Below are 4,613 nucleotides of genomic sequence, written 5' to 3' on the forward strand. Positions count from 1 at the left end.
ACTCAATCTGTCACTACCCATTTAATTTATCGCTGTGTGCCAATGGGGAGATATGGGATAGAAATTTAAGAGTGTCTCCCCCTATTCTAAAATTACCCCGAACTAAAGAAGAATGAAAATATTAACTAAAGGTACATATTATGGATCTATGCATGCTGAACAGCAAATGAAAGGCATCTTATTTTCAGAATACAATTACCTGACCGACAGAACTGATTGGCACTACCATGAGAACCCTTATTTTATGTACGTTCTTCAGGGGAATTTATATGATGTAAATAAAAAACGTAAAACAGCTTGTCCATCGGGAAGTTTTCTCCTTCATAACTGGCAGGAACCACATTTTAATTCGAAGGAATCTACCCATGCAAGAGGGTTTCATATTGAATTTGAAAAGAGTTGGTTTGAAAAGAATAAAATAGACATTAATCTTTGGGAAGGCAGTAAGCTTATAAAAAACCCTAAGCTTCATCATATATTGGCAAAACTCTATGCAGAATTTAAATACGCAGATGTTTATTCTGAAATCTCATCTGAACTATTACTATCCGGGTTATGTGAGAACATAGAAAAAGAAAGGACATACCTATTTGATAAGAATCCACCCTGGCTTGGATCCCTTATTGAGATTATTCATGAAAATAAGGAACCATTTAATTTAAAATCCCTTTCCGGGCAGTTGGGAATTCATCCTGGACATTTATCAAGAGCTATACCTCAGTATTTTTCTACGACTTTGGGTGATTATATCCGACAGGTTAAGATAAAGAAAGCAATTGATTTTATATTATCCTCTAAAAAATCACTTTTTGATATTTCCTACGAATGTGGGTTTTCTGATCAAAGCCACTTTTCCAGAACCTTTAAAAGATACATGGGGATGACACCAAAAGAATTTAATAAAAGATGTCGCTGATGTTAATTTTATTCTATTTTGCTTATTATTTCCGGAATATCTTTGCTCTTTTAATAATTAAAGTCGTTTCCAAATGAGAAATTTCGCCATCATACTTTTAATGAGTATAACCCCTATTTTAACATCATATGGACAAAATTCAACCAATAAAATACCAGATATTGTTCAAAATAAAGGTATAACTACTCCATTACATAAAGCAAATGTTGGAAAAATCACATTCATGTCCAACATAATTCCCTTAGAAGAATACAGGGAAAGTGATTTTCTATCTTCATTTGAAATAGAAGAAAACAGCGATTTAAATATCAGAGTGTTTTTAGGTAACTCTTTAACAAATTACCTGCATCAATTAGACACTACTTTAACAGTAGATGAATTGGTAAAAAAAGGAAATTATCAGTTTTCATTCTATGTAGATGGGGATTTGCTTTATACGGAAAACCTCAATTCCGGTGCCGGTTTACCACATCAAAAAAACGAAAATACCATTTTACGTAAGCCATTATTAAGTAGTACAAATGAGGATTCCTGGGGTCGGTTTTTATGGATGCGGTTTTATTATCGGAATGGTGGTGAAGCTGCTTTGGAATCAGGAACTCACGTACTTAAAATCGAAATACGTCCTTATCTGGACAATGACGGAATAATAGTTGGCGATTTGATTGCTCAGGGTGAAATCAACCTAAAATTGGCCGAACCGGGGCAGGTAGCCGAAGAACAGATAGCCATTCAGCCAATTCAACCAAATAGCGGTTGGGAACTATCAAAGGATAGGTATGATAAAGAAAAAATCAGAGAGCTCAATCAAAAAATTGCTCAAAACAAATTCAAAAATATTACAAGTGTAGTAGTTATTAAAGATGGCAAACTTCTAATTGAAGAATATTTTAATGGGGCGAACAGGAACACCTTACATGATACTCGTTCAGTTGGAAAATCTTTTGCTTCTACAATGACAGGCATTGCCCTTGAAGAAGACTACCTTAAAAGTACTAGTCAATCACTAAGTGAATTTTATGACCTCACCAAGTTCTCCAATTATTCAGCTAAAAAAGATAAGGTAACAATCAAAAGCCTCCTGACTATGAGTTCTGGTTTTGTTGGTTCCGATGATAATTACGATTCACCAGGTAATGAAGAAAAAATGTACCCTACTGATAATTGGGTGAGGTTTACCTTAGATTTACCTATGGACGACACAAAGAAGATCGGTGAAAAATGGGATTATTTCACTGCTGGCGTGGTGGTTTTGGGTGATATAATAGACAAGTCTGTTCCCGGAGGACTGGAAAAATATGCCGACAAAAAATTATTTAAACCTTTGGGTATCTCTAATTATAAATGGCAGTATACTCCACAAAATGTAGCCAATACTGCAGGAGGCCTGCAAATGAATGCCTTGGATTTTGCTAAATATGGTCAACTCTATAAAAACAAGGGTACCTGGGATGGAAGACAAGTTTTACCTTCCGACTGGGTGAAAAAGACCATGACCAATTATTTTATGGAAACGCCAGATCAAACTCCTTATGGCTTTTTATTTTGGAATCAGAAATTTTCTGTAAATGACAAATCTTATGAAGCTTTTCTGTGTAATGGCAATGGCGGTAATAAAGTCATTGTTTTCAATGATCAGCCATTGGTCATTGTTATCACTGCTACAGCATATGGTCAGCCATATGGACATTCACAGGTGGACAAGATGATACAGAGATATATCCTGCCAGCGGTATTGGAATAGCAAAACAGCAACAATGGACTTAGGTCATAGTCGTGGGAGGCCCTCAGAATAGCCAAAGTTACCTTTTTTATTGGCCGTTAGCTACCGTTAGAAATAATTGTGTTCATAATCAATGAGATTGAAATTTAAATATGGGGATATTTAATCGGCAAAGAAATTATTTGATTGACAACCGAAAGGTTGCAAAATACTTGATGTACGCAATCGGAGAAATTTTAATTGTCACCATAGGGATTTTTATAGCCATCCAATTGAATAATTGGAATGCTAATATATTCAGTTTTTGGAATTATTGAGAGTTTGATTACTTTAAGAGTGCCTCACATTGGTAGTATAATTGGCCTTTTTTATGCTTCATGGGCAGTTGGGCAATTTTTCGATAAAGAGAAAAAAGTGAATTACCTTAAAGGGCTAAAATCCTACTTTTTAGGAATGATTAGCTTTCCTTTTTTTGCAGTTATTCTAGGTGTAATTATTGAGATAATTATAAAAATTAAAAAGCAGCTAACAATAGCACGCTGCCAGGCTTTGCCAGCACACAAAAATTCCAACGGTACAAGCATAGCAGCCAGTACAACCGTTAGCCACAAAATGTAAAATGATGAAGAACTTAATCTTATTGGCATCCCTAATTTGTCTTTTAGCTTGTAACTCAAATACTCAAAAGAAAGAATTGCTTAGTCATGTTGGAGATATAGTCTTCGATCCCAAAATCGATACAGCGGCCTTTGAACCATGCCACAAAGATCTTGCATTCCAATACTATAACTTTTCCGATGCAATTCAATATAAAGGAGAAAAAGCAAAGATCAGGAGGGAATTTGAAAGTAAATTCCGACCAACTAATAAGAATGAAAATGGATACGTAACGATAAGGTTTATTGTTAACTGCGAAGGGAAAACTGGCTGGTTTAGGACTATCACGATGGATAAAGATTATAAGCATCAACTTTTTAGTGCAGAACTTACTAGCCAGTTATTAGAAATTACTAAGCAACTTGATGGTTGGCAACCCAAAGAATTTGATGGTAAGCGTTATGATTACTATCAATACCTGACTTTCAAAATCACCAAGGGAAATATTGAAGATATAATGCCATGAATAAAATGAGAAAACTCCAAGTTCTACTATTTGTATTTTTAGCCTCAACCAAGCTGTTCGGAATTCCAAACTGCAATATTTACAAAGAAGATGAAGACTGTTACCTAGCTTGTAAGGAAGCTGAGAAGGCTATACAACATTCACAAGGGAGTAAAGCCTCACAAGAACATTTCCTAAAATCTATAGAACTCTGTCCGGAATTTGCCTATTCCTATTTTAGTCCTTCAATTCCATACGCAAAAAGAGGGCAAATGAATATTTGGATTGATTTGATTAATAAAGCGGTTGAACTTGATCCGGAAACCTATCTTGGAGGGAGAGGATGGTATCATTGGTTTTTTATGCATAATTATGAAAAAGCGATAGCCGATATCGACAAACTGGACTCATTGGTGGATTACGACATTGGCCCAACAGGGGATGGGTATTACCACTTGAACATAATGAAAGGGCTTTGTTACAAAGGACTCAAGGACTTTGATAAAGCAATAGAACTCATAGAAGATTGCATTGCATCAGAAGACTACTATCAGGGGGCATATGATAACTTGCATTTAGGGGTATTGTACCTTGAAGTAAATCAACTTGAAAAAGCCCTTACAGAGTTTAAAATTCAAATGGAATTGAATGATGTTAGTGAGGCTTATTTTTACTCAGCCAGAGTATATCAAAAAATGGGAGACTCTGGCAAAGCTCTTGATTATCAAATCTTGCACTTGAAAAGTATGATCAAGGAATAGCAATGCATAATCCATATCGTCAACTTATGGATGAGATTTATCGACTTAACATTGAAGAAGAATTAGAATTTGTGACTAACAATCAATAAGTTCAATGAGCTAATCCGGATA

General features: G+C 35.2%; 5 protein-coding genes. All 5 read left to right on the forward strand.

Going from position 1 to position 4,613, the window contains the following annotated elements; all coding sequences use genetic code 11:
- Positions 1 to 112 precede the first annotated feature (112 nt).
- The 5 genes from E1171_RS06565 to E1171_RS06585 all read left to right on the forward strand — a co-directional run bounded on the left by E1171_RS06565 (position 113) and on the right by E1171_RS06585 (position 4,502).
- On the forward strand, positions 113 to 916 hold the full coding sequence (locus tag E1171_RS06565) for a helix-turn-helix transcriptional regulator (RefSeq protein WP_155205213.1): 804 nt from the start codon (positions 113 to 115) through the stop codon (positions 914 to 916).
- Positions 917 to 989: 73 nt separating this feature from the next.
- Positions 990 to 2,660: a serine hydrolase domain-containing protein gene (locus E1171_RS06570; RefSeq protein ID WP_155205214.1), complete on the forward strand. Its 1,671-nt coding sequence runs from the start codon at positions 990 to 992 to the stop codon at positions 2,658 to 2,660.
- A 264-nt stretch (positions 2,661 to 2,924) separates the two neighbouring features.
- Positions 2,925 to 3,257 carry a hypothetical protein gene (locus E1171_RS06575; protein WP_155205215.1) on the forward strand — a complete coding sequence of 111 codons (333 nt, stop codon included), beginning with the start codon at positions 2,925 to 2,927 and terminating at the stop codon, positions 3,255 to 3,257.
- A 1-nt stretch (position 3,258) separates the two neighbouring features.
- Positions 3,259 to 3,762, forward strand: coding sequence for a hypothetical protein (locus tag E1171_RS06580; protein WP_155205216.1), 504 nt, complete (start codon positions 3,259 to 3,261; stop codon positions 3,760 to 3,762).
- A gap of 5 nt (positions 3,763 to 3,767) precedes the next feature.
- A complete protein-coding gene (locus E1171_RS06585) occupies positions 3,768 to 4,502 on the forward strand; it encodes a tetratricopeptide repeat protein (RefSeq protein WP_187696308.1) in 735 nt (244 codons plus the stop codon).
- Positions 4,503 to 4,613: the final 111 nt, after the last annotated feature.

This window comes from Xanthovirga aplysinae, assembly GCF_009711365.1.
GTDB lineage: Bacteria > Bacteroidota > Bacteroidia > Cytophagales > Cyclobacteriaceae > Xanthovirga > Xanthovirga aplysinae.